Raw genomic sequence first — 21,966 nt, 5'->3', positions numbered from 1 at the left:
ATAATTATGTTTGGAGGAAGCTATGTTAAAACGCTTTTTTAGTTATTATAAGCCTTATAAGAAACTATTTATTTTAGATTTTGGTTGTGCCATACTCGCAGCCATTTTAGAACTGTCTTTTCCAGTGGTGGTCAATCGCGTAATCGATGATTTATTGCCTTCAGCAAATTGGACATTGATTGTGACGATTTCATTATCTTTGCTCTTTTTGTATTTCGTGAATACTGCTTTGCAGTATGTTGTCGTTTATTTTGGCCACAAACTAGGAGTAAATATGGAAACAGATATGCGCCGTGAATTGTATGGACATTTGCAAGAACAACCGTTTAGTTATTACGATAATCAAAAAACCGGTAAATTAATGACACGTTTGACTACCGACTTATTTGAAATATCTGAAGTAGCCCATCATGGTCCAGAGGATGTCTTTATCACTTTTATTACTTTGTTTGGGGCTTTCTTATTAATGTTAACGGTTCATGTTCAATTGGCTTTAGCAACATTTGTGATGGTTCCTTTTATCACGATCGCATTAGTCTTTTTTAATAAACGAATGACTAAGATCAATACAAAGATTTTTAATGATTTAGGAGAATTTAATGCGGGTATTGAAGCTTCTGTCAGCGGGATACGTGTTATTCAAGCTTTTGCTAACGAAGAGCATGAAGCTGGCAAGTTTGAAGTGTTGAACCAAGCTTATCGAAAGTCAAAAATCTTGTTTTATAAAATGATGGCCATCAGTTCTTCTTATAATTATTTTCTGATTCGCTTAATTAATTTATTTGCTTTGTTTTTTGGTGCGTACTATACGATACAAGGTGAAATCAGTTATGGCGATTTTGTAGGCTTTATCTTATTAGCCAATATATTTGTTCGACCAATCGAAAAAATCAATACCATGATTGAAAGTTACCCTAAAGGAATTGCTGGCTTCAAACGGTTAACAGAAGAATTGGATAAAAAACCGGCTATTCAAGACAAGGAAAATGCGATTGAAGTAGACCGCTTGAAAGGTGATATTAAATATAGCAATGTGTCCCTTTGGTATGATTCATCAAAAAAAGTGTTAGATCAAATCAATTTATCCATTCGTGCGGGTGAAACGGTTGCCTTTGTTGGACCAAGTGGCGCAGGGAAGACGACTATTTGTAATTTGTTGCCTCGTTTTTATGAAGTGAGTGAGGGTGACATAACCATTGATGGCATTAATATTCAAGATATGACTATGCAGTCATTGCGGAATCAAGTTGGCGTAGTTCAACAAGATGTCTACCTTTTCCCAGGGAGTATCAGGGAAAATGTTGCTTATGGGAAACTGGATGCAAGTGAAGTAGAAATCAGTGAAGCCATCCGATTGGCTCATTTAGAAAAAGTTGTAAAGGATATGCCTAACGGGCTAGATACGATCATTGGTGAAAGAGGTGTGAAATTATCTGGTGGACAAAAACAACGATTATCTATTGCGCGGATGTTTTTGAAGAATCCGCCTATTTTAATATTAGACGAAGCAACTTCTGCTTTGGATACTGAGACAGAACAAGTGATCCAAGAATCGCTAAATTCATTAGCAAAAGGCCGTACGACATTAATTATCGCCCATCGATTAGCGACTATCAAGCACGCTACGCGTATTATTGTGGTAGATGAAGATGGGATAGCTGAACAAGGCAGTCACCAAGAATTAATGGCAACTGCTGGCACATATAAAAGATTGTATGAGGCACAATTCAGTCAGTAACACTTAAAACCACTGTTGCATAAGCGTTTATAACGCTATATGTCAGTGGTTTTTTTTCGTTTAGGGCAGGAAAAGGGCATAAACGTAAAATTACTTGAAAAAAGCATCGAAAGTAGCAGATGCATTTTGATCCATTTCTTTTTGAACATGAGTATAGACATTCATAGAAGTTTGAATGTCGCTATGTCCTAAACGTTCTTGAATAACTTTAATATTTACATTTTGAGAGAGCAACCAAGAGGCGTTGGTATGTCTTAAATCATGGAATCGAATATGTCTCAAGTTATTTCTTTTTAAAAATCGTTTCCATATCCTCGAAATCCCACTTGCTAACTTCGCATCTCCGTTTGCATTACAAAATAAAAAATCTCTCTTAGGCTTTATAGAAACAGCTGCTAGGTCATGTTTGCGTTTATCGTCAAATAACTTGATTTTAGTTATTAAGTCTTGAGGAACAGAAACAGTTTTTGCAACTCCAGTTTTAGTTGTGTGGTGTAATGTCGCGCCTTTGCTTTTTTCGTCAATGATCATTTGTTCAAATGTAATTGAGTTAGTTTGACTATTAATATGTTTGCTTTCTAAAGCAGCTATCTCACCTCTACGTGCACCTGTTACTAATGCGATGAGCACAATCAATTGTAGTTCTTCTCGTTCGTTATCTAACGCCTTAATCAACAAAGGAATTTCTTCTAGAGTATAATAACCTACACCTTTTATTTCTAAAGATCTATTTTTCGCAAGACTAACTTTATCAAGCGGGTTATTGTTTAAAAATTGGTAGTCGTTTGCAAATTTAAAAACAGATTTAATAGCTGAAAATCTTTTTGTTTGGCTAGACCTAGATAGAGGTTGTTTTTTTCCGTCATATCTAGTTTGATCGTCCACGATTTTTTTCAAGTGAATTGGCTTAATCTCTTTTAATTTTTTATATCCTAGAGTGGGCATGAAGTAATGTTCTAATTCTTCTTTATAACCAGTAGACGTATGGTAACTGTATTCTTTTTTAGCGTAGTTTGGATACCATTCTTTATAAACAAAATCTTCGAACTTCATTTCTGTAAAAGATAAATAGTTATCTTTTTCTAATAAGTGAATAAAATCAATCAGCATTTTTTCAGCTTTTTTTTCACTTTTAGCAGTAATTGTTTTGCTTTTACGAATTGGATTCCCTTTAGGGTTATATCCTACAGTTACGCGAAGCCTATACTTATCTTTTTCTATAGCTTCTATGGATCCGTTTAATCTCCGTTTTCCCATTTTATCACATCCTTATAATGCAACTTTGCATGTAACTGTTGTTTTTCTTTATTGATCCACATATCCTCAACGTCGGTTAAACCGACATCAGGGTAAATCATACCCATATCTTGTAATTGCTCCCAAACTTCCTCGTTAATGTCTTTGTCATCATACCTAGACAAAGAGAGGTGAATGTAGTCTTTGAAGTAGTAGACGAACAAACTATACTCCATATCTATGTCCATTGATCGTACACGAACTGAACCGGTATTAACCGTAGCTTGACGGCAGAAATCCGATTCTAGTGTAGATAAGTCTTTAATTATCATGTCATTTCCTCCAATAATCGTAGTTTGTACCCTAAATATACGAATGTATGTTCTTTTTGAATTAAAAAGAAAAGGCCGTTAAGCCTAAACTTTTTAAGTTTTGAATCTTTTGAAAATACTTACAACATTTTTAAAAACATTACTGCTTTTTTCCTTTTGTAAGTCTAACGGAAGTTGTTTTAAATCTCTTGATCTATTTTTTTGTTTTCCTCCAGCTCTTTTAAATACATCTGAATAAATTTTAAAAAATGTTTCATCATCTTTTTGTAAGCTTGCTAAAATGATTAAATAAACATCTTTGGAAGTAAATAGATGAATTTTTTCTATATCAATAACAAAGGAATCAACTAAAGATGAAATCATTTCCGGAAAATTTTCATTAGATGATAAAGATAGTTTTAAGTCATTTATAATAGCGCTGGGTATTTTGTATTGATCAACAAAATAATCGAAATCATTTAACAAAAATTCTAAAGAATATTCTTCTCGATAATTTATGAAATTAGCTACACAACTTTTTATCAGGTAAGTGAATTGTTCGTAGTTATTTCCATAATTTCTACATACTTTTGATAATTCCCACAAAGCAAAACCTATATTAACACCGTAAGATGATGTTTTTCCGTTAAATTCAGTTACATCGTTTATTGATTTTACTAAAATATCTTTGCTGCTTAATTCCTTGTTAGCAAATATGTTGTTGTAAACATCTATAACATTCAAATATCCTGCTAATTTTTTATGGGCATAAAAAACGGATTCAGTGGTAGACAATACCTTTTTTCCTTTATCAGTAGGAAGCCAAACTTTTTTTAATAGTGTTTGATATGTATCAGAATCACTTTCTGCAATAATTCTATTAATCAGTTCTTTTTTATTTCCATTTAGCTTTAATTCATTTAACTTTAAAATTTCTTTTATTTCTGGAACTTTTAAAGAGTTTAATGATTTTTCTAAATCGATATCTAGTTGAATATATTTTTCTGAAATTAATTTTCTAACTATCTTTCCTGTATTAGCACTGTATCTTTCTTTCCAAAAAACTTGTTTCAGTTCATAATCTTCATCTTTTTCATTTAAATAATGTAAAACTAAAACATCAACTCCGTTCATATTCTCGCCACCTCGTATTGGTTATTTTAATTAATTCTATCGTTTAACATTGAAATAAACTTATCTGCTTGAACGCCTTCTTTTTCACGATTGTAATCGATAGTTCTTGTAGAGGCTGCTTTTTTCTCATTAGCCAATTTCACTTCGATTCTGTAACGATTTCCGCCAACTAATTTATGTTCGATTTTTTCTATTTGTTTCATACTATAACTTTCTTCACTTGTCATTTTGCCTTTTTTATTCATCAACCGAACTACAAATGTATTGTTATTAATGATGTATTTAAAAAAACTCATTGAAAACTTAAATTCGTTATCAGCTAGTGTTAACAATTCTTCTTTATTTCTACTGAATAAACCCACGATACCCCTCCTAGTAATAGTTTCTTTTTATGTTAATCAATCTACCAATTATTTGAAACATTTCTAATTCTAAACCAGTAATGATACGTGGCTCATATTTAGGATTAGAAGGTGAAAGAATAACAGAATCATTTGTTCTTGTTACTCTCTTTAAAGTAGCTTCCTCCGAATCAACGATAACTGCATATATTTTACCTTGAACAAAATCCGGTTCTTTCTGGATCAATGCAAGGTCTCCTGCGTTTATTCCATCACCTATCATTGAATCACCTGTAGCATTCAAGACAACATATTCATGGCTTGAATCTAAGTCTGATTTAGGATAAGAAGTAAAACCCTCTATATCTTCATAAATAATACCACCAGGACCGCATTTAATTGTTCCAACGACTGGAACGCTAACCCAATCATCTTTTTCCACTTGTTTAACTTCTGCAGATTTACGCATATTATTTCTACCAAGTAAATAGTCGGTAGTAACATCGAAATAATCAGCCAATCGATTCAGTATTTCACTATCTGGTTCATTGCGATTATTTTCAAAATGAGAATAGTTTGCTCTAGAAATTTTTATTGATTCGGCAACTTCATTTTGTGTTTTATTTAATTCATTTCTTAAATATTTTAGACGTTTACCTAACATATTCAACACCGCCCTTAAAGCAATAATAACAGACAAGAGATACGAAATGTATCTTTAGCAAAAAAAGATACAAAAAATATCACAAAACACTTGACGATACAAAACGTATCGTGTATATTTAACACATAGAGATACAAAACGTATCAAAAGGAAGGAGTGAAAAAAATGCGTGAACGATTAATCAAAGAACGAAAAACTAAATCTCTTTCAAGAGAAGAGTTAGCTAGAAATCTTGAAATTGCTGAAATAACTGTTAGAAAATTAGAAGAAGGTAGCAGAAATCCGAGTGTTAACATGGCTAAAAAATTTGCTTTATATTACGAGAAAGATTTAACAGAACTATTTCCGGATATTTTTTTAATCAAGTTCGATACAAAACGTAGCAAAAATAAGGATAACTAACTTAAGTTAATTATATAACACAATCAATCAAATCGAAATACTACAAGCTATGGAGTTTGAGGGTAAAAAAACAGCAAGTATCTTACTAAAAAGAAAGAAGTTGACTTTAGTGGAAAAAGAAATAGATAAACCATATCTATTAGTCGGAAATTGTCCGAAATGTGGAGGCGATCATTACACAAAAAATGCCACAACTAAAGTTTGGATGTGCTTTAGCTGTGGCAGACATGGAAAGTTAACTAGTAACCTAGATGAAATTTCAACAGGTTTTGAAAATTATAATCATAAAAAGGAAGGTAGGTTATCGTAATGAAATTTTTTACAAATTTGATTCTTAAAGCTTTAGTAAAGAACCCTAATACTTTACATGTGGTTAATCATAAAAATAAAGTCTACTTCGTACATGTTGAAGAATTCGTACCTTTGGAAAAAGAAATAAAAAAACTTAAAGAGAGAATTCAAATATGAGTATTCCAATTATTTTATCTGCAATATCAATATTATTTTCCCTAATAACGATTTTAAAAATCAACAAAAAATATAAATTGAAAGAAGGAAAACAACATGTCAGATGGAAAAATAGTAGTAGACGTATTGATTACTGATGAAGCGTTAGAAAAAACAAGGAAATTTGTTGAACTATTAAAAGAAGCCAAAACGCTGGCGGGCGAATTGGCTTCAATCGAAATTATGAAAAAAATTAATTAACTTTAAACTCTACGTCAAACGTTTTGTGGCAGTTCGGGCATTCAACGAGCATACTCTTACCGATAAATTTATTTTTGCAACTAGGGCAAGTAATCTCAATACCTTTAGTATTCAAAACGTTCTCAGCTTTATCTTTAGCTAAATTTTTTAGATCCATATTATCACCTCCTTAAAGGAGATTATCCCATTCAAATATAAAAATAGAAAGAAGGAAAAATAACATGTCAAATTTAGTAATCATGAAAAATAGACAAGCGCTAACAACTTCTTTACAAATAGCTGTTGATTTTGAAAAGGAACATTACGACGTAATTAAGTCGATAAATAGATTAAAAGAAGATGTCGGAAGTTTTTCCGAGATGTTTGTAGAAGATTCCGAACCAGATTCTTATGGTAGGCCAAGAAAAATTTATTTTATGAATCGTGATGGGTTCGTTCTACTAGCGATGGGATACAACGGGAAGAAAGCTTTAGATTTCAAAATGAAATATATTCAAGCCTTCAATCAAATGGAAACTCAACTAATCGAACAAGCTAAAGATTCATACATGATTGAAGATCCTGTCAAACGAGCTGAGAAGTGGATTCAAGAACGTAAGCAAGTCCAACAGTTGGAACTAGAAAATTCACAACTAAAACCAAAAGCAATATTCGCAGATAGTGTAGCAGCATCTGATACGTCAATCCTTATTAATGACCTAGCAAAACTATTAAAACAAAATGGAATTGAGATTGGTGGAACAAGATTGTTCGCCTGGTTAAGAGAAACTGGTTACCTAATCAAACGAAAAGGCACGGATTACAATATGCCTACTCAAAAATCAATGGAGCTAGAGTTGTTTCAAATAAAAGAAACGGCAATCAATCACAATAGTGGTCGAATCTCAATATCTAGAACGCCAAAAGTAACTGGCAAAGGCCAATTGTATTTTATTAACAAGTTTATAACTGCAAAAAATAAAATCGGAATAGAGGGATAAAAATGGAAGCACTACATGTAAACGCAGAATTAAGAATGGCAGCAAAGAGACAGAACATCACTCAACTAAATCTATCAAAAAAAGCTAATAAAGGTCACTCAACAGTTAGCGGATATTTCAACAGTGAACCAAGTCCAATTGGAGCAATAGCAGATATGGCAGCCATTTTAGATGATTCAACTTTCACACACCAAATGGCAAATAAAACTTATGGCACGTTGCCGATTATGGAATCAGAAACGTATTACGAAACGCCACACGTGTTAGAAATGCTTTCTGTTAAGGAATCAAACGAACGCCAAATGCGAAAAAATGAAGCTCTCATGATTCTTTGCAAGCAAGACAAGTGTTTAACTGCTCAAGATAAAGCGGAGCTTAGGACTTATGTAAATGAATTTCTAGATGAAATGTTAATCGAAATGAAGCTTGTTATATCTATTTTGAGCAAAACAAACGTTTCATTCATGCAAGCGATAAAAGATAGAACGCCTTATTGGATCGTTCAAAAATACCTAAAGGGGTGATTGCATGACGACAAAAATTATCATGGCTAAACCGAAACAAGCATTAAACACAGAAGAAGCTTGCGAGTTCCTTCAAATAAGCAAGCCAAGCCTTTACAAATATGCACGAATTGGAGTGATTCCAGGACGCAAAATAGGCACAGAATGGCGTTTTAGTAAAGCAGCGTTAGAAAAATGGTTGTCTGGATATGAATATAAAAGAGGTGAGAGATATGAAACTAATCATTACTGATGAATTTAAAGACAAAGCAAAAACGGTTATTGCAGTGATGTTGATTGTTGGAATTGTTGTATTGCTAGCAGGCATAGCAGGCGGAATTGAAATGGGAACCATTGGATAAGGAGGAGAAAATAATGAGTAGAGCAGCAGAACAAATTTCAGAAAGTGCTTATTACGAAAGACCGGGTTATTGGGAGCAACAAGCTCGTTTTATCGGTGGAATTGAAATATGCGATGACAAAACTGGCGAACCGTTATTCACGATAGGATTATAACCAATTAATTAGAGGAGGACTAAAAATGAAAAAGAGACTAAAGAAAAAACTATCTAATAACAATAAATACGAATTAAACGAGTTGGAGGAACTAATTTTTTTAGCACATCGCATTAATCAAACCGAAACAGGTTGTGTCTTTATTTATGACAGTCCACATGTAAACCAGTTAAAACTTGAAATACGCTCAAGCAAAATTAATTTCCAAGAAGAAAGTAACGCTTTTAGCATCTATTATGATGAATTCAAATCAGGTTGGGCTTCTGATGAAATGAAAGAATTCAAAAAAACGCTTATCAAATTGTTAGAAGAATTAGGCGCAAAAAAAGACTGAGAGGACAGCAATCCAATCAGTCGGTTAAGAAATTAAGTTAACCCTATTATATCAATATTTAGGAGGAAAGTATATGGCAATAGTAGAGATAAAAACGGACAAGATTAAAGATAAGTATGGTGCTTATCTAAAAGTTGAGGAATACATCAACAACGGCGAAGAACGTGTTCAACTATCGACTGCAGATTTCGAAAGTGATTTTACAACAGTTGATTTAAAAAAAGAAGATTGGATTGAGTTTCTGAAAGAACAATTAGGAGGAATTAAACATGAAAACGAGTGAGAACATTGGTGAAATAGCAGCAGCTCTAGCAAAGTTTCAAAACGTAGTAGAAAGTCCTAAAAAGAGTTCAGATAACCCGGCATTTAAGCGTGAAGGTAAAAGTCTTAAATATGCTGATCTAGATGCCATTATCAAAGTAGTAACACCAGCGTTAAGCAGCAACGGACTATCACAAATGCAATTTACAAGTTCTGACATTGAAACAAAGACAGTCAAAGTTTACACGATGATCCTTCATAGTTCCGGACAATTCATGATAAGTGACGAGTTAATTTTACCGGCTGAAAACTTCGGAAAATTCAACTCTCAAACAATTGGCTCAGCAATCACTTATGGCAGGCGTTACAGCTTATCAGCAATATTAGGAATTGCTAGTGAAGATGATGACGACGCTAATTCTCAAAGTTTACCAGATGATAAAAAAGGTAAAGAGGCACCAAAAAGTAATCCTAAACCAACGAATACTGATAATGATTTCTTCAAAAATAAAAAAGAACTTGAAGATCGCATTCATGAAGTTGCAAATAAAACCGGAACTACTTATGAAGCTTGTAAAAAATTCGTATTAGATAAATCAAACGAACAAATGAACAAAGATTTTAAAGACTTCAATTCAAGTAATTTACCTTCTTCAATGGGTTACTTAAAAGTTCTTGAGACTAAGTCTAATAACAAGCCAGAAACAAAGCAAGGCGCCATTTTAGATGGTATGACTAACCAACCAGCAGAAGAAATCAATTGGGGGAATAGATAATGACAAATGAAGTAATGGAAACAGGCGAAGTTGAATTTTTCGGAGTTGACTTCACGCCTTCAACAATCGTGATCAACAATGAAGATGAACTGACAAATACGATTGAGGACTATGCAGCTAAATACAAGGGCCTTGTCTTCAACGAAGACGGTGTAAAGGATGCTAAAAATGTACGTGCTGAAATGCGTGGCGTAGCTAAATCATTAGATGATAAACGCAAAGAAGTGAAAAAGGAATACAACAAGCCTTTAGCGTTGTTCGAGAAACGGATCAAGAAGTTAACTGAAACAATCCAAGAAGTGATTACTCCAATTGACGAGGGTATCAAAAACTTAGAAGAACAAGAAAGGCTATCTAAGCAAAAAGAAATTGAAACGCAGGTAAACAATCAATTAGAAGAACAGTCTGAGTACGTTAAAGAATCATTTTTATATAATCCAAAATGGTTAAACAAAGGGCCTTCAATGAAAAAAGTTGCAGAAGAAGTTGAGGAACAAATTCAATTGCTTCTAAAAGAGGAACAACAAATAAACGCAAATGTGGACATCATTACCAACTACTGCAAGGCCGTCAAAGTTGAGCCACAAGGTTGGTTGACCGTATTAAAAAATGGCAATACAGCACCAGAAGTAATGAAGATGATTGATAAGTCACTAGCGGATGCAAAAGAGCGTGAGCAAACTGAAATTGACCGTAAACAGCGCGAAGAAGAGTTAGCACGTATCAAACAAGATAGCTACGTTGAGTTGAGCGTAGAAAGTGTAGAAACTATACCAGAAACACCTTATGAACCAGATTTCACTGATTTAGAAGAACCAGAAGTACAAACGTATTATTTAGAAGTCACTGGAACAATCGAACAGTTAAGCGCATTAAATAGCTTCATGGTAGAAAACGGAATACAGGTTAAATCAGTTTAGGAAGTGATCAAATGGAATTTGTTGGAAAGCTAGAATCTTATTCTGGTAACAAGATGATAATCGACATCCCGGACGGTTTCGATATGAACGAAATTGTTCGGAAAAGTGAGCAAGGTGAGTTGGTCGTTGATTTCTACGAGAAAGATACGATAACAAACTTGCAGCGCAAACATTATTGGGCCTTGGTTGGAGATATCGAAGAGTATACAGGCTATACGAAAGACGTGATCGATTCCTTTTTGCGAGTTGAGTTTATGAAGTTAATCAGCTTAGAAGAATATCCAAGCTTGAAACGTAACCAGATGAAGAAAACAGTTGCTAGTGAGCTATTAGAGTATGTTATCGACTTATGTATCACAAATGGTATTCCATTCCGTAAGCAGCAATTTTACTTGACGATTAACACAAGCAAGATGTTATACGCTTTGACACTTAAAAGGCTTTGCTGGGTATGTGGCAAACCGAATTCAGAAATCATGCATGTGGAGACAGTGGGTAGTGGTCGGGACAGAAAAAAAATTGACCACTCGAAACATCACTTCATGTGTGGTTGCTGGAAGCATCACCAAGAGCAGCATGCGATTGGAATTGACACCTATATGACTAAGTACCATTTCAAACCGATTACTTTAAATTATGAGGATCTAATCAAGTTAGGATTAATGAGCAAAAAGAAAGTTGAAGAACTGGAGGCAATCGAAATTGGCTGACAACAAGAAATATTACTATATCAAATTAAAAGAAAACTTCTTTGAAACAGAGGAAATGATTGTTTTAGAAAGTATGCCGGATGGCTATAAGTATTCAAATATCTTGTTGAAAATGTATCTAAAAAGTTTGAAGCACGATGGAAAAGTAATGTTGAATGAACGCATCCCATACAACTCAAATATGCTCTCAAGTGTTACAAGACATAGCGTAGGAGATGTTGAGAAATCTATTAAGATTTTTAGGGAATTAGGGTTAATAGAAACCTTTGATAACGGAACAATCTTCATTTCTGACATTCAACAGTTTATTGGAAAATCGAGTACAGAAGCCGAACGAAAGAAAGAGTATAGAGAAAGAATTAAAACGGAATCTTTAAAGATAAACGGACAAATGTCCGGACAAATGTCGGACGTTAGTACACCAGAGTTAGAGATAGAGTTAGAACTAGAGAAAGAGTTAGAGAAAGAGATAGAAAAAGATATTTTCGGGCAACCCGACCGCGCTCCTTATAAAGATGTCATTGATTATTTGAATCAAAAAGCCGACAAGCAATTTCGAAAAAATACTTCATCTACTCAAAAAGTAATTAAAGCTAGATTTAAAGAAGGATTCACGATTGAAGACTTCAAAAAGGTTATCGATAACAAAACAGCCGATTGGTTGAACGATAAAAAAATGAGTGAATATCTACGACCTCAAACATTATTTGGAGCAGATAAATTTGAGGGGTACTTAAACCAAGAATCTAAAGCCAAAAAAGAACCTGCAGCCGATCGTTATGACTTGAAGCAACTAAGTGAAAGGATTGATCCGATTGAAAGACATGCAACCGATTTTGGAACAGATGATGCAGCGAACGAAGACGACTTTCCTTTCTGAACATTGCGAAGTTGAGGGCCATGAGAAATATCAGCTTATGAAATTAAGTAATGGAACAGTATTGTGTCCTCGTTGTGAAACGGAACGCAAAAATGAGGCTATTGAGAAGAAGAACGAGGATTTATTCGAACGATTAGAAAATAGGCTTAGACACGCATATTTGAAAGATAAAAGCCTAGTATCTGATAAACCATTATGGGATGCAGGATTTAAAAATTACGTCGCTGAAGAAGAAGAAGTAGTTAAAAATAAACGGTATATCAATATTTTAGTCAAACGATATCTATCTGGCGAAGTATTTAACACATGGTTAATGGGTGATCCCGGAGTCGGTAAAAGTCATTTATCAATGGCAACAATCAAAAATATCAATGAGTACGGAGCTAAGGATAAAAAATGTTTGTATATCAGTGTCGCAGCAATGTTGCGCAAAATAAAATCTAGTTATGGCAACAAAGAATCTATTTACACAGAGGACTACTTCATAGAACTGATGGGCGAAGTTGATTTTCTAGTGTTAGATGATATCGGAAGTGAATCGGGCAGTATTGGTACGGATAAAAAAGCAACAGACTTTGTTCATCGGGTACTTTATGAAATTGGAGATATGAGACAAGGTAAATCAACTATCATCACTACCAACGCTTCTTGGGAAGAATTAGAGGGTTTGTACGACAAGAAAATCATATCCAGATTAAGAAGCAAAATTGAGTTAATCAAGTTTACGAATACAACAGATAAACGAATTGGAGGCTGTTTAAATGAGTAGAGAGATTAAATTTAGAGCGTGGTTAAAGGATATAAAACAATTTGCTGAGATAAGACACATTAGTTTTTTTGAAGGCGAAAGGATTTTTAAAATATATGACCAACCTATGAGTGAAGAAGTTTGGTTCGAATTGGAAGATTTAGAGTTGCTGCAATATACAGGATTAAAAGATGCAAATGATGTTGAAATTTACGAGGGAGATATTGTTTGTTTCACAACAGAAATTTATATAGATGGTGTCTACGTTGAACGTAATTATATTGAATACGTTAACTACAGAAATAGTTCCTTTTGTTTAGATGGATTACTTTTAGCAGACATATCCGATACCGATGATGAAATTGAAGTCGTCGGCAACATCTACGAAAATCCAGAACTATTGGAGGCGAAAAAACATGAGTAAATGCAACCATCCAGATTGTGTCGACGGAGTTAGATACGAAACAACAAGTTTCGGCCTAATGAACATTACGAAATGTGAGTATTGTGTCAGTAAAGAAGATAGCTGGGAAAAGTCAAAAGCGATGATGAAAGCTAAATTTGAAGCGCTTGGGTATGAATGGATATTGGAGGGTAAAGCATGACAATTATTCTTGAGGATCGTAAATTCATCTGGGAAAACGATGAAATGAAAGAGTTTAGAAAAATGTGGAAGCAAGGCGATAGCGTGAACAATATGGCTAGACGATTCCACTGTAAAAATATTGATATTGCAATGCTGGTATTGGACCAGGCGGAACGCAAATTGATTCATCCAAGACCTACTGGATTGATAGGAGGTAAGTATGACGACAGTAAAAGTAAAACTAACTGAGGATTACGAAACAACGATCGTTAAGCTTATCATGACGCAATTAAGACTTGCTGACGTAGTAGGTCCAGAACAGAAAAAAGAAGTCATTGAGGAGTTAGAACATTTAGGGATAACGGTAATGGATAAGGGGGAGAAATATGGAACAACCAACGTATCAGATAGCAACAATAGAAAAAGGTAAATTCGTAATCATGCAAAACTATCAATCGTTTGCAACGTTTTGGATTAAGAACGCTGGTGGGTTAACTGTTTCATACAACTTAGTTTATAAGACTTTAGACGTTCAAGAAAAAATTATGTTGAATATACAGATAGATAAATTTATAGAATCGGAGGGTAAATGAGATGGCTAAAAAAATGTCAGCAAGTGAACAAGCTAAAACTTTTTTAGAAATGAATCAAGAGGATAAGTTGCAATGTTTAAATACGATTAGAGGGTTTGTAACGTTAAATTCAATATCAAAAGATACGTTAAAAGTAATGTTTGATTGGTTGTTTGATGAAACGGTAACTGTCGAAAAAGCAGAGGTCAAATAGATGGCTAAAACATTCGCAATATACAAAGATGAAGAACTCCTAACTTCCGGCACAGCTAAAGAATGTGCTGGGGAGTTAAACGTGAAAGTAGAGACGATTTGGCATTACAAGAGTGCTACTTATCAGAAGAAAGTTAGCGGTAAGAATAGACGGATTGCTATTGAATTGGAGGAAGCGGAATGAATAAACAAGAATTGATTAAATGTTTAGATAGTGCAATAGACATTGGAGAAAAACAACAAGACGATTGGAACAAAGGTTATGTGATGGCATTATACGACTACAAAGATTTAGTTAGAAAATTAAGAGAACCAGAACTACCAGTAATCCCTCAATTTATTGCTGATTATTTAGATGATTTCAAAAAGCAAAATCTTACATTAGGGGATGCTTTAGATACTCATTTCGAGGACGACAAACAGATACACGCATGGCTATATGAAGATGGAGAGGTTAGGAATGATGAAGCATTCGCTAGAGCCTGGCTTGATGATTACACGATTGAGAAAGAGAAGTTATACAAAGTTGTCCTTACAACTAGTGAAGGTAGAGTCTTAGCTAAAACAATACCAGATAATATTGTGTTTATTTCTCATGTTATGGATGATGGAAACAAACATAGCAAAAAAAAGTTTACTGAACAAGAAATCAAAGCAATTGACGAACGTTATTGGGCGTTTGCTGAAGAGGTGCCTAATGTATAACGAAAAAATGCATTACTACCGGTGCACAGACCCGAAAAATGCTCCGCCATATGAATTTTACGATTACGCTAATGGTTTAGTTAGCTATCCAAGCAGACTAGCACAGCAAGTGGCAAATTACGCAGGTGCCTACTATTTAGGATATATGACAGAGAAAGAGGTTATGAACCGTCCGAAAGTTGGGAGACGACCAGTTAAGGCAGCTAAGAGACTTTAGGAGGAATGGAAGATGAAAGTAAAGGACCTAAAAAAAATAATTGAAAAATTACCTGAAGAAATGGATATCGCTTCATTGGATCGACAAGGTAGTTACGAAAGCGCGATAGCATATGTTGACGGGAACGGCGATGAAGATGAATATCCTATGGAATGGTTGGTAATTGCAGTCAGAGATGAATTGGAGGACTAACAATGAATCGTGCAGAGAAGCGCAGGCAAGACCGTCTAATAGTCAAACAAACTAAAACGTACACTTTCACGCAAGCACAGATAGACAAAATAAAAGAAGACGCAACGATGGCAGCGACTAAGCGAGCATTTGCAATCATGTTAGCTATGCCAATGATGGTATTGAGAGATCAATTCGGATTTGGAAAGAAACGGTTAAGTCTCTTTACAGATAAAGTATTCGACATTTACGAAGCATATGAAGATGAACGATTGAGTTTGGTTGATATGCACGAAACGATTGAATTAGAGACAGGGGTAGTTATCAAGGAGGTAAATGAATGAGATATAACATAATGAGAGCAGTTGGATTGGTGATATTGTCAGTCATAGTCAGAGATAAATTAAATATAGATTTAGAAATGTTTGAATGGTTCCTGTGGTGTTTTGCATTATCACTATGTTCATATGATAAGGAGGTATCAGAATGAGTAAATGGGCAATCAATGTTGGCAACGGATACTTTTCAGGATTTGAAGAGATGAAAGCAACTTATGTAATGAATGATGTACCAGGATCACTGGACGAAATGGTCACTTATTTGGACAAGGAACTAGCTGAAATCACCAGAGATTGTATTGGTGGAGAAGTTGTGGAGGCACCAGAATGAAAATGACGGTAGAAAATGTAATATCAGCGTTTGGCGAATTATCAATACGTAAATTGAACGATAAACAATTAAAAGTTTTGATGGCTGTATCTCGCGATATGGAACACTATGCACGAGATGAAACAAAGAACAGATTAGATGGAGTTTACGCTACTAGAATTTATCACAATGAAAGCAAAGAGGAAGAAGCGGTTAGGCGTGGCTTAGAAGATAAAATAAATTTTGTACCTAAAGTTAATTTAATTAGCATAATCAATGAAACAGAAGAAGAATGCAAGCAACAAAACGATACGTTTGGATCGTTCATGAGAAGTCTATCTGAAATCGGTCGTAAAGAATCGGAGGTAAACAATAAAATAGCAACGCATTATGCAGGTACTAATCCATTAGACTGAGGAGCTGATAACCATGATTGATAGTATTATCATAACTAAAAACGGTGACAAGTTTGAGGTATCTATTAAGCAAGGCAAGCAATCAAGGTGGTTTACTATTGACGAAGAGGAAGCTAAAGAATTGATAAACAAACTAACAAAGGAAATAGGAGTGAAGTAATGATAAACAATATTGTACTTACTGGAAGATTAACAAAAGATGCTGATTTAAGATATACAGCAGCAGGCAAAGCGGTAGCAACATTCAATTTAGCGGTTAATAGACAGTTTACCAATGCTAAAGGCGAACATGAAGCAGATTTCCCTAGTGTGGTTATATGGGGTAAATCAGCAGAAACATTAGCTAACTTTACAAGAAAAGGAACATTGATAGGCATTACCGGACGTTTGCAAACACGTTCGTATGATAATAAGGACGGCCAACGAGTATATGTAACCGAAGTAGTTGCTGAAAGCTTCACCTTCTTAGAAAAGAAAGCAGATAACGTACAATCTAACGGTTCATCTCATAACCAATCAAGTAACGAGCATAGAGATCCGTTCGACAAAAGCAATGGTCAACCGATTGATATTCAAGATGATGATTTACCATTATAAGGAGCTGACAAAATGAAGAAGGCAAATAATAAAATAGGGTATGCAATTGGAACAATTTTTGCAACAGTTTTTGCGGCTATGTTATCTATAGCAATACTTGGGTTAATCGGTATTGGAATACTTAGAATATGGATGTATGTTATAGACTTAATGCAAGCGATATTTTAGGCGGTGTGCAATTGGAATTTAAGCAAATAAAACCAGAGGATATAGCGACAATTATAGGTAAAAATGTTATAATGGTAGTAACGAACGGCACTATTCATTACAAAGAATTACCTAATTTCGGCAAGACGAACATAACACTAACGAACGCTGATGGAAAAGTTATGTACATCGAAGAAGAGACGAAGGTAAAGACTAAATTATAATTAAATAAAAGGCACTGACCAGAAATACTGGAGGTGACGATTAATTCCTAGAAATAGGGTTAGTTGTCACCTCTTTTTTTGTACCTAAAAGGAGGACAGGACGTGAAGTACACCTATGACATAGCTAGTGAGTACCGTGAAGATTTGAAGAGGTTAAACAGTGATAAGTTTGCAAGGGATCGTGAGCGAGCATTCTTAAAAGAGATAGAAGACTTGAGTATTGAGCAAATTGAGCGATTGAGTGAAGTTGAAGCAGAGATTAGCTTAGTTAGTGGAATGATATCAAGTACAGAGTATGCCTTATTTTGGATTGAGAGTGGACACGAGCGAAGGTTAGGAGAAAAGCGTCCTATATCAAACCAGAGCAAGAAGAAGCGAACGCAATTGTGGGGGAATATAGAACATAGCCATTACTTATCCTATGAAGCACCTAGAGAGCTATCCAGAGAAGAGTTAGAGCTGCTAGATGACATAATGAGGGCTTTGTCTGAAAGAGAGCGAGAAGTCTATTTATCTGTATATGGTAAAAGCAATACGCAAGAGCAGACAGCAGAGTATTTAGGCATACAAACAGGAACGGTGAAGAAATACTTAGATAGAGCAAGAGCAAAGATCGATAGAGAGTTGAAATACGGTAGTCAAGCTTCATTAATCATATAGACCCGTATAAACAACTAACTAGTGAAGGAAACTTTAATAAGGTAGGTGGTGATTCAATGTGAATTGGGAAGAGATACGAAAGGAATATGAAACAAGCTCTATAACGATGAAAGAATTAGCAGAGAAGCATGATGTTAAACCAGCTACTCTAAGAAGCAGAAAGACTAGAGAAGAATGGCAACGCAACACTGCAAATAAAGTTGCAACAAAACGTGCAACAAAACGCAAAAAAGTTGCAACACAAAAAGCTGAAAAGATTATCGAAAGTAACAATGAATTAAAAGGATGGGAAATTGAATTTTGTTATGAGTATCTAATGACATGGAATGCCACTAAATCATATATGAAAGTAAGAGATGTAACTTACGGAACGGCTAGAGTTGAAAGCTCAAGGCTGTTAGCAAAACCTAGCATTATAAAGGCTATTAAAGACATTAAGAAAGAAACAGATACAGAACTGTTGATTAGTGTTGAAGATATCAAAAGAGAATACTTTAAACAGTCATTTGCTGATGTAACAGATTTCGTAGAGTACGGAGCAAATGAAATACAGGTTCAAGATAAGCACGGCAATCCGTTAATGAACACTAAAGGCGAGCTGGTCACGTACATGGATTCATACATTAACTTTAAAAGTATGAGTGAAATAGATGGCTCATTGATTAAAGAAGTCCGAATGGGTAAAGATGGTCCAGTTGTTCAATTATACGATAAGCAGAAGGCTATGCAAGAGTTGCTTAAACTTATGTCTGATAAAGACGAGGGCAACGGTGGAGTGGTGTTTGTTGACAATAATGAAGCAATGGAGCAGTACATGAAAGAACACGGTGAAGCTTATGCCGATTAAAGTAAATGATCCGTTTAAAAAGCTAAACCCTAAATTCTATCCGGTATGGATATCATTTAAAACGGACATCATTCTAAAAGGTGGCCGGTCGAGTACGAAATCATCGGTTATCAGCCAAAAGCTTGTTGAGAAGAAAATGCGTTATTCAATGGGTAATGCAGTTATCTTGCGTCAAGTTGCAAATACGTTGCGTAAGTCGGTTTATTCGCAGATTTCATGGGCGTTACATGATGCAGGTGTTGCAAATCAATTTGTATTTCAATCTAACCCTATGCAGATTATCCATAAGAAATGGGGAACGGGATTCCATTTTAGTGGAGCTGATGATCCTGAGAAACTGAAATCATTAAAGATTCCAGTTGGTTACGTGCAAGACTTATGGTTTGAGGAAATGAACGCATTTGACGGAGAGAAAGCGTTAGACACGATTCAAGATACGTTCATTCGTGAAACGTTGCCGGACAATCGAGAAATGCAGACATGGTATTCCTGGAACCCAGAACGCAATCCGTATCATTGGAGCAATGAATTTGCTGAGAAGCATAAAAATGATGATAGCTTCATGGTCCATCATTCAACTTATTTAGATGATATACGAGGTTATAATTCAAAACAAATTTTGAAGAAGATTGAGAATTACAAACTAAACGATATTGATTACTGGAATTGGATGTACAAAGGAGAAGTTATTGGAATGGGTGATAACGTCTATAACATGGAAAACTTCCATTCTATTGACGAGATACCAGATGATGACCATTTAATCGGATTGTATTTTGCAACCGATACAGGTCACCAAGTATCAGCTACTACAACGCTAGCGTTTGGATTGACCAGAAAAAGAAACGTTGTATTGCTCGATACTTACTATTATTCACCAGCAGGCAAATTAGTGAAGAAGGCTCCTAGTGAATTGACGGAAGAACTTAATCAGTTTTACGAGAAAGTTCGCAATCAATACAACATTCCGGTTTATCAAAAGACGATTGACTCTGCAGAAGGTGGCATAAGGAATCAATACTTTAAAGATTATAGTGAGCATTTACATGCGGTAGCAAAAGGCAAAAAAGTAGACATGATTGATTATGTACATGACTTATTGGCACAAGGCAGATTCTTTTATTTTGATATACCAGCTAACGAAATCTTTATCGAAGAGCATCGTAAGTACCAATGGGACCAGAAGTCATTAGCTCCTGGAAAAGAACCAGAAGTAGTCAAGGAAGATGATCATACTTGCGATGGATTTCAATACTTTGTGAAGGATAACTTGAGGGACTTAGGACTTAAATATTAAGGCGGTGATTGAATGTTTGACAAAACTATAGCAACCGTAAAGGGGTGGTTAACTAAAATGGGGATATTAACGCAGCTAAAGACGATTAAAGAGCATAAAGATGTAAATGTAGATGATGATGCCTATAAGCGAATAGCGAAGAATAAAGCTATTTATTCCGGTCATTTGTCAGAGTGGCACGATATTGAATTCAGGACATCTGCAGGCGTTAATAAGAAACGTAAGATGTTCTCGATGGGAATGGGTAAAAAGATTGCTGAAGAAATGGCCACGTTGATCTTTAATGAAAAAGCAACGATCACGATTGACGATGCTATTGCTCAAGAGTTTATTGACGATACGTTAAAGAGTAATGGATTCCATAAGAATTTCTCTCGTTATCTTGAGTACGCTTATGCAACTGGCGGAATGGCCGTTAAGGTGTTTGCTTATGATGGACAAGTCAAACTAGCCTATGCAGTAGCAGATGCCTTTTATCCGCTGTCTAGCGATTCAGAGAACATTGACGAAGCTCTATTCATCAGCGAAGAAACGAAAGGTGATAAGTACTATACGTTGCTTGAGTGGAACGAGTGGGAAGGCAACCAATATGTTGTCACGAATGAATTGTATCAATCAACAGTTGAAGGTGAGTTAGGCATTAAAGTAGGATTAGCAGCTCTTTATCCAGATTTAGAAGAAAAGGTTTATATCAATGAGTTAAGACGTTCATTATTCGTTTATTTCAAGCCTAACATTGCTAATAATAAAGACATGACCAGTCCGTTAGGGATTAGCTTATTCGAGAATTGCTACGATGACTTGTACTTGCTCGACTATATGTATGATTTCTTTTTCAATGAATTTAAATTAGGCAAAAGACGGATTGCTGTAGATAGAAGCATGATTAAAGCTTATCCAGATGCTAACGGAAACATGGTGCAAGTGTTAGATCCAGAAGAAACAGTTTATGATGCATTCACACTGGAAGATGGCAAAGGCGTAACAGATATGTCGGTAGATATCCGTTCAACTGACATTATCAACTCGATTAACTCAATCCTAGACGTTCTAAGCATGAAAGTAGGATTTAACCCAGGCTCATTCAGATTTGACGGTACAGGGATAAAAACAGCAACAGAAGTAGTGTCTCAAAACTCAAAGACTTATCAGACTAAGAATAAACATGAGGTATTGATTGAAGAAGGTATCAAAGAATTAATCACATCCATTATCGACGTTGCAATTCTTTACGATTTATACAGTGGCGAAAAAGAATTTGAGATAGGCATTGATTTCGATGATTCGATTGCTCAAGACCGTCAAGAGAACTTTAACTATTATTCAGCAGGCGTAGGAGCCGGAATGATTCCTAAACTTATTGCTATTCAGAAGACTTATGATGTGCCAGAAAAAACAGCTCAAGAATGGCTAGATATGATAGCAGCTGAGCAACCTGGAACTGTTACACCAGAATCGGCAGACTTGTTTGGAACTGGTGCAACTAACGTAGGAGAGTGATTGA

At 35.1% G+C, this 21,966-nt stretch carries 42 protein-coding genes; 36 read left to right on the top strand and 6 right to left on the bottom strand.

Translation table 11 applies throughout. The features are described from left to right. Window positions 1-22 precede the first annotated feature (22 nt). On the top strand, window positions 23-1,738 hold the full coding sequence (locus tag BP17_RS06920; protein WP_035052884.1) for an ABC transporter ATP-binding protein: 1,716 nt from the start codon (window positions 23-25) through the stop codon (window positions 1,736-1,738). 90 nt (window positions 1,739-1,828) lie between these two features. Here BP17_RS06920 and BP17_RS06915 read toward each other — a convergent pair whose 3' ends face one another. The 5 genes from BP17_RS06915 to BP17_RS13115 all read right to left on the bottom strand — a co-directional run bounded on the left by BP17_RS06915 (window position 1,829) and on the right by BP17_RS13115 (window position 5,424). Further along, the gene (locus tag BP17_RS06915) at window positions 1,829-2,995 is read right to left on the bottom strand and encodes a tyrosine-type recombinase/integrase (protein WP_035052880.1); all 1,167 of its coding nucleotides are present in this window, start codon (window positions 2,993-2,995) and stop codon (window positions 1,829-1,831) included. Then, window positions 2,977-3,306, bottom strand: a complete 330-nt coding sequence (locus BP17_RS06910) for a hypothetical protein (protein ID WP_035052878.1) — start codon at window positions 3,304-3,306, stop codon at window positions 2,977-2,979. The genes BP17_RS06915 and BP17_RS06910 overlap by 19 nt, the downstream gene beginning before the upstream one ends. 93 nt (window positions 3,307-3,399) lie before the next feature. Continuing rightward, entirely contained in the window at window positions 3,400-4,419 is a 1,020-nt protein-coding gene (locus tag BP17_RS06905) for an SAP domain-containing protein (RefSeq protein ID WP_035052875.1), read from the bottom strand. Between the two features lie 26 nt (window positions 4,420-4,445). Further along, entirely contained in the window at window positions 4,446-4,781 is a 336-nt protein-coding gene (locus BP17_RS06900) for a hypothetical protein (protein ID WP_035052873.1), read from the bottom strand. Between the two features lie 10 nt (window positions 4,782-4,791). After that, window positions 4,792-5,424, bottom strand: coding sequence for a LexA family protein (locus BP17_RS13115; RefSeq protein ID WP_051910486.1), 633 nt, complete (start codon window positions 5,422-5,424; stop codon window positions 4,792-4,794). Between the two features lie 165 nt (window positions 5,425-5,589). Between BP17_RS13115 and BP17_RS06890 the strand changes: the two genes are divergently transcribed. The 3 genes from BP17_RS06890 to BP17_RS13550 all read left to right on the top strand — a co-directional run bounded on the left by BP17_RS06890 (window position 5,590) and on the right by BP17_RS13550 (window position 6,534). After that, window positions 5,590-5,826 carry a helix-turn-helix transcriptional regulator gene (locus BP17_RS06890; protein WP_035052871.1) on the top strand — a complete coding sequence of 79 codons (237 nt, stop codon included), beginning with the start codon at window positions 5,590-5,592 and terminating at the stop codon, window positions 5,824-5,826. A 49-nt stretch (window positions 5,827-5,875) separates the two neighbouring features. Beyond that, window positions 5,876-6,136: a hypothetical protein gene (locus BP17_RS06885; RefSeq protein WP_156956015.1), complete on the top strand. Its 261-nt coding sequence runs from the start codon at window positions 5,876-5,878 to the stop codon at window positions 6,134-6,136. A 254-nt stretch (window positions 6,137-6,390) separates the two neighbouring features. After that, window positions 6,391-6,534: a hypothetical protein gene (locus BP17_RS13550; RefSeq protein ID WP_198022522.1), complete on the top strand. Its 144-nt coding sequence runs from the start codon at window positions 6,391-6,393 to the stop codon at window positions 6,532-6,534. On the opposite strand, the gene BP17_RS13400 is transcribed toward BP17_RS13550, so the two are convergent. Further along, window positions 6,527-6,691, bottom strand: coding sequence for a hypothetical protein (locus BP17_RS13400; protein ID WP_156956014.1), 165 nt, complete (start codon window positions 6,689-6,691; stop codon window positions 6,527-6,529). The two genes, BP17_RS13550 and BP17_RS13400, sit on opposite strands and share 8 nt — an antisense overlap. 64 nt (window positions 6,692-6,755) lie before the next feature. Here BP17_RS13400 and BP17_RS06880 point away from each other — a divergent pair, with 64 nt between their 5' ends. The 32 genes from BP17_RS06880 to BP17_RS06740 all read left to right on the top strand — a co-directional run bounded on the left by BP17_RS06880 (window position 6,756) and on the right by BP17_RS06740 (window position 21,962). Then, on the top strand, window positions 6,756-7,514 hold the full coding sequence (locus tag BP17_RS06880) for a phage regulatory protein/antirepressor Ant (protein WP_035052867.1): 759 nt from the start codon (window positions 6,756-6,758) through the stop codon (window positions 7,512-7,514). A 2-nt stretch (window positions 7,515-7,516) separates the two neighbouring features. Continuing rightward, entirely contained in the window at window positions 7,517-8,038 is a 522-nt protein-coding gene (locus BP17_RS06875; RefSeq protein WP_035052865.1) for a hypothetical protein, read from the top strand. A 4-nt stretch (window positions 8,039-8,042) separates the two neighbouring features. After that, a complete protein-coding gene (locus tag BP17_RS06870) occupies window positions 8,043-8,270 on the top strand; it encodes a helix-turn-helix domain-containing protein (RefSeq protein WP_035052862.1) in 228 nt (75 codons plus the stop codon). Then, complete coding sequence (locus tag BP17_RS13745; RefSeq protein ID WP_269544476.1) at window positions 8,251-8,379, top strand: hypothetical protein; 129 nt, start codon at window positions 8,251-8,253, stop codon at window positions 8,377-8,379. Before BP17_RS06870 ends, BP17_RS13745 begins: the two co-directional genes overlap by 20 nt. Window positions 8,380-8,392: 13 nt before the next feature. After that, window positions 8,393-8,533, top strand: coding sequence for a hypothetical protein (locus BP17_RS13545; RefSeq protein ID WP_198022521.1), 141 nt, complete (start codon window positions 8,393-8,395; stop codon window positions 8,531-8,533). A 25-nt stretch (window positions 8,534-8,558) separates the two neighbouring features. Beyond that, window positions 8,559-8,867 carry a hypothetical protein gene (locus BP17_RS06865; protein ID WP_035052861.1) on the top strand — a complete coding sequence of 103 codons (309 nt, stop codon included), beginning with the start codon at window positions 8,559-8,561 and terminating at the stop codon, window positions 8,865-8,867. 73 nt (window positions 8,868-8,940) lie between these two features. Then, window positions 8,941-9,150, top strand: coding sequence for a hypothetical protein (locus BP17_RS06860; RefSeq protein WP_035052860.1), 210 nt, complete (start codon window positions 8,941-8,943; stop codon window positions 9,148-9,150). Further along, window positions 9,137-9,904: an ERF family protein gene (locus tag BP17_RS13110; RefSeq protein ID WP_051910485.1), complete on the top strand. Its 768-nt coding sequence runs from the start codon at window positions 9,137-9,139 to the stop codon at window positions 9,902-9,904. Before BP17_RS06860 ends, BP17_RS13110 begins: the two co-directional genes overlap by 14 nt. Beyond that, window positions 9,904-10,824, top strand: a complete 921-nt coding sequence (locus BP17_RS06850; RefSeq protein ID WP_035052858.1) for a DUF1351 domain-containing protein — start codon at window positions 9,904-9,906, stop codon at window positions 10,822-10,824. The genes BP17_RS13110 and BP17_RS06850 overlap by 1 nt, the downstream gene beginning before the upstream one ends. Before the next feature lie 11 nt (window positions 10,825-10,835). Continuing rightward, a complete protein-coding gene (locus tag BP17_RS13105) occupies window positions 10,836-11,534 on the top strand; it encodes a putative HNHc nuclease (protein WP_051910484.1) in 699 nt (232 codons plus the stop codon). Next, a complete protein-coding gene (locus BP17_RS06840; RefSeq protein ID WP_051910483.1) occupies window positions 11,527-12,414 on the top strand; it encodes a phage replisome organizer N-terminal domain-containing protein in 888 nt (295 codons plus the stop codon). The genes BP17_RS13105 and BP17_RS06840 overlap by 8 nt, the downstream gene beginning before the upstream one ends. Continuing rightward, complete coding sequence (locus BP17_RS06835; protein WP_232219640.1) at window positions 12,359-13,183, top strand: ATP-binding protein; 825 nt, start codon at window positions 12,359-12,361, stop codon at window positions 13,181-13,183. The genes BP17_RS06840 and BP17_RS06835 overlap by 56 nt, the downstream gene beginning before the upstream one ends. Beyond that, window positions 13,176-13,586, top strand: coding sequence for a YopX family protein (locus tag BP17_RS06830; protein ID WP_035052856.1), 411 nt, complete (start codon window positions 13,176-13,178; stop codon window positions 13,584-13,586). The genes BP17_RS06835 and BP17_RS06830 overlap by 8 nt, the downstream gene beginning before the upstream one ends. After that, window positions 13,579-13,767 carry a hypothetical protein gene (locus BP17_RS06825; protein WP_035052854.1) on the top strand — a complete coding sequence of 63 codons (189 nt, stop codon included), beginning with the start codon at window positions 13,579-13,581 and terminating at the stop codon, window positions 13,765-13,767. The genes BP17_RS06830 and BP17_RS06825 overlap by 8 nt, the downstream gene beginning before the upstream one ends. After that, on the top strand, window positions 13,764-13,997 hold the full coding sequence (locus BP17_RS06820; RefSeq protein WP_035052853.1) for a hypothetical protein: 234 nt from the start codon (window positions 13,764-13,766) through the stop codon (window positions 13,995-13,997). Before BP17_RS06825 ends, BP17_RS06820 begins: the two co-directional genes overlap by 4 nt. After that, window positions 13,969-14,178, top strand: a complete 210-nt coding sequence (locus BP17_RS06815) for a hypothetical protein (RefSeq protein ID WP_035052850.1) — start codon at window positions 13,969-13,971, stop codon at window positions 14,176-14,178. The genes BP17_RS06820 and BP17_RS06815 overlap by 29 nt, the downstream gene beginning before the upstream one ends. Beyond that, window positions 14,135-14,341 carry a hypothetical protein gene (locus tag BP17_RS06810; RefSeq protein ID WP_035052848.1) on the top strand — a complete coding sequence of 69 codons (207 nt, stop codon included), beginning with the start codon at window positions 14,135-14,137 and terminating at the stop codon, window positions 14,339-14,341. Before BP17_RS06815 ends, BP17_RS06810 begins: the two co-directional genes overlap by 44 nt. Before the next feature lies 1 nt (window position 14,342). Then, entirely contained in the window at window positions 14,343-14,534 is a 192-nt protein-coding gene (locus BP17_RS06805) for a hypothetical protein (RefSeq protein WP_035052845.1), read from the top strand. Beyond that, window positions 14,535-14,717: a hypothetical protein gene (locus tag BP17_RS06800; protein WP_035052843.1), complete on the top strand. Its 183-nt coding sequence runs from the start codon at window positions 14,535-14,537 to the stop codon at window positions 14,715-14,717. Then, a complete protein-coding gene (locus BP17_RS13100; RefSeq protein ID WP_051910482.1) occupies window positions 14,714-15,238 on the top strand; it encodes a DUF1642 domain-containing protein in 525 nt (174 codons plus the stop codon). The genes BP17_RS06800 and BP17_RS13100 overlap by 4 nt, the downstream gene beginning before the upstream one ends. A 229-nt stretch (window positions 15,239-15,467) precedes the next feature. Then, entirely contained in the window at window positions 15,468-15,647 is a 180-nt protein-coding gene (locus tag BP17_RS06785; RefSeq protein ID WP_035052839.1) for a hypothetical protein, read from the top strand. 2 nt (window positions 15,648-15,649) lie between these two features. Beyond that, window positions 15,650-15,970 carry a hypothetical protein gene (locus BP17_RS13095; protein ID WP_051910481.1) on the top strand — a complete coding sequence of 107 codons (321 nt, stop codon included), beginning with the start codon at window positions 15,650-15,652 and terminating at the stop codon, window positions 15,968-15,970. A 142-nt stretch (window positions 15,971-16,112) separates the two neighbouring features. After that, window positions 16,113-16,295, top strand: coding sequence for a hypothetical protein (locus BP17_RS06775; protein WP_035052837.1), 183 nt, complete (start codon window positions 16,113-16,115; stop codon window positions 16,293-16,295). After that, window positions 16,292-16,690 (top strand): class III extradiol ring-cleavage dioxygenase family protein, encoded by a 399-nt coding sequence (locus tag BP17_RS06770; RefSeq protein WP_035052835.1) that lies wholly within the window; start codon window positions 16,292-16,294, stop codon window positions 16,688-16,690. The genes BP17_RS06775 and BP17_RS06770 overlap by 4 nt, the downstream gene beginning before the upstream one ends. 13 nt (window positions 16,691-16,703) lie before the next feature. Then, window positions 16,704-16,850, top strand: a complete 147-nt coding sequence (locus tag BP17_RS13395; protein WP_156956013.1) for a hypothetical protein — start codon at window positions 16,704-16,706, stop codon at window positions 16,848-16,850. Beyond that, window positions 16,850-17,287 (top strand): single-stranded DNA-binding protein, encoded by a 438-nt coding sequence (gene ssb / locus BP17_RS06765; protein WP_035052833.1) that lies wholly within the window; start codon window positions 16,850-16,852, stop codon window positions 17,285-17,287. The genes BP17_RS13395 and ssb overlap by 1 nt, the downstream gene beginning before the upstream one ends. A 12-nt stretch (window positions 17,288-17,299) precedes the next feature. Next, entirely contained in the window at window positions 17,300-17,455 is a 156-nt protein-coding gene (locus BP17_RS13390) for a hypothetical protein (protein ID WP_156956012.1), read from the top strand. Next, on the top strand, window positions 17,416-17,658 hold the full coding sequence (locus BP17_RS13540) for an XtrA/YqaO family protein (RefSeq protein WP_198022520.1): 243 nt from the start codon (window positions 17,416-17,418) through the stop codon (window positions 17,656-17,658). Before BP17_RS13390 ends, BP17_RS13540 begins: the two co-directional genes overlap by 40 nt. 102 nt (window positions 17,659-17,760) lie before the next feature. Beyond that, window positions 17,761-18,318, top strand: coding sequence for a sigma factor-like helix-turn-helix DNA-binding protein (locus tag BP17_RS06755; protein ID WP_035052827.1), 558 nt, complete (start codon window positions 17,761-17,763; stop codon window positions 18,316-18,318). Between the two features lie 58 nt (window positions 18,319-18,376). Then, window positions 18,377-19,165 carry a terminase small subunit gene (locus BP17_RS06750; RefSeq protein ID WP_051910480.1) on the top strand — a complete coding sequence of 263 codons (789 nt, stop codon included), beginning with the start codon at window positions 18,377-18,379 and terminating at the stop codon, window positions 19,163-19,165. Beyond that, window positions 19,155-20,462 carry a PBSX family phage terminase large subunit gene (locus tag BP17_RS06745; RefSeq protein WP_084676314.1) on the top strand — a complete coding sequence of 436 codons (1,308 nt, stop codon included), beginning with the start codon at window positions 19,155-19,157 and terminating at the stop codon, window positions 20,460-20,462. Before BP17_RS06750 ends, BP17_RS06745 begins: the two co-directional genes overlap by 11 nt. Window positions 20,463-20,474: 12 nt before the next feature. Next, window positions 20,475-21,962 carry a phage portal protein gene (locus BP17_RS06740; protein WP_035052825.1) on the top strand — a complete coding sequence of 496 codons (1,488 nt, stop codon included), beginning with the start codon at window positions 20,475-20,477 and terminating at the stop codon, window positions 21,960-21,962. The last annotated feature ends 4 nt before the right edge of the window (window positions 21,963-21,966 follow it).

Source organism: Carnobacterium pleistocenium FTR1 (assembly GCF_000744285.1).
GTDB classification, from domain to species: Bacteria; Bacillota; Bacilli; order Lactobacillales; family Carnobacteriaceae; genus Carnobacterium_B; species Carnobacterium_B pleistocenium.
The sequence above is the reverse complement of the archived record's forward strand: the minus strand, read 5'-3'. Positions and strand labels throughout refer to the sequence as shown.